The organism is Actinokineospora sp. (genome assembly GCF_050699995.1).
Classification (GTDB): Bacteria; Actinomycetota; Actinomycetes; order Mycobacteriales; family Pseudonocardiaceae; genus Actinokineospora.
On record NZ_JBOHGC010000526.1, the window covers coordinates 1 to 1,680 of the forward strand.

Sequence of the window (1,680 nt, forward strand, 5' to 3'; positions counted from 1 at the left end):
CGTGCGGGACCCCCGAAACGTCACCGCGACCGAGCGGGGTGGGCGCGCGTCAGTTCGTCGAGGCGAGTGCCTCGAGCAGGACCTCGGCCACCACGGTCGGGTGCGAGGTCAGGGTCATGTGACCGGCACCGGGGACCATGACCACCTTGGTCCGGTCGCAGGCTTCGAGCGCCGACCGCTCGCCGTCGGTCAGGCCCACATCGTCCTTCTCCCCGAACACCAGCCACGCAGGCACACCGCTCGCGCAGAGCGGCCCCGCGCCGTGCCCGTCCAGGTGCGCCAGGTACGCCCTGACCTGTCGCCGGTTGACCCGCGGGTCGTTCTTCAGGATCTCGGCCGCCAACGCCGCGTGACGTTCCGGGGAGACCTCACGCTTCAGCGCGGGCGCCAAAGCTTTGAGCGCGGCGACGAAGGGCAGGTGTCCCGCCACTTTCCCGAGCTGGTTCAACACGCGCAGGGCCATCGACGCGTCGCCCCGCGACAGGCTCGGCGCCAGGAGTACCAGCGGACCGGTGAACCCGGCGGAGACAGCCATCTCCAAGGCCACGTTGGCGCCGAAGCTGTGCCCACCACCGCGTCGCAGTCCTGTTCTTCGGTCAGCTCCGCGGCGAGCCGGGCGTAGTGGCCCAGGCTGAGATCCTCCGGCGGCTGAGTGCCCCCGAATCCCGGGAGGGTCGCGGCGACCAGGCGGACCCCGGCGAGGCTCGGCTGGTCCATCACATCCTGATAGAAGGCCGCGGTGCACATCCCACCCGGCAACAACAACACGGTGTGCGCCGCGTCCGCGGGCCCGGACTCCACGATTTCCCAGTTCAAGGCGCTCTTCCTAGCAGGTCACGCTCAGCGTTCGACGTCGAGATCGATGCGAATGGTGAGGAGGTCGGTGCCGACGACGCGGACCGTTCGCTGATTGACCTGGTGGGGGAGCTGCTTTGAACGGGCTCGGGCGTCGTCTGCGGGAAGGACGGTGGCGGTGCCTTCGCGCCAGGTACGGCCCACCTTCACCCGGACCCGCGGGTTGGCCATGAGATTGCGAACGTAGTCAGCGTTGCGACCGTGCTCGGCGACGATCCAGAAGGTGTCGCCGATGGTTCCGTTGGTTACGGGGATCTGGCGTGGCTCGTTGCTCTTTCGCCCTGTCGTTTCCAGGATCGCGGTGGATGGGGGAAGGATTCCCCGGTTCGCCATCGCTCGGACTACGGGGTTGAGGAGGTGTCGCTGGAAAGCTCGGACCAGGGTGTATTTGATCGATCGCTCTGTCACGGGGTTTCCTTGCGGTTTCGGTGCTGGACGGCCCGTTAGGCCCGTTGCGTTTGGTGCCTGATCGATGGGTGCCAACCAGGTTACCCCTGACGTGGAATGAGGTCCCACTGTCGTCGCGACCTGCTTGGTGGCTGAACGGCTAAGGCGGGTGAAAAGCTCCGGTTGTGACGGAGATCAACCGGGTGCCACGGCCGAGTTCCACCGAATGGGTGGTGTCGAGAGCTCTCCAGCGAATCGTCCGCACTGAACCGGCCCTGTGTTGTTGGATCGGCCTCGCTGGTAACAGGCAGACCTGCCACCAGGACCGACCGGGCGACGCGGACACCCCGCGTGGAAGGGCGAAAGACTGGGCACCTGCGCCGACCTCGCGGCCAGCGCCACATGGCGAACGAGATCGGTGACCCGATACGGGAAGAC

The 1,680-nt window shown here is 67.2% G+C and carries 2 protein-coding genes; both read right to left on the bottom strand.

The window, feature by feature from the left end; genetic code table 11:
- Window positions 1-49: 49 nt before the first annotated feature.
- Window positions 50-745, bottom strand: coding sequence for an alpha/beta fold hydrolase (locus tag ACRDSQ_RS26105; RefSeq protein WP_431424605.1), 696 nt, complete (start codon window positions 743-745; stop codon window positions 50-52).
- A gap of 95 nt (window positions 746-840) precedes the next feature.
- Entirely contained in the window at window positions 841-1,188 is a 348-nt protein-coding gene (locus tag ACRDSQ_RS26110) for a nitroreductase/quinone reductase family protein (RefSeq protein ID WP_431424606.1), read from the bottom strand.
- Between the last annotated feature and the right edge of the window lie 492 nt (window positions 1,189-1,680).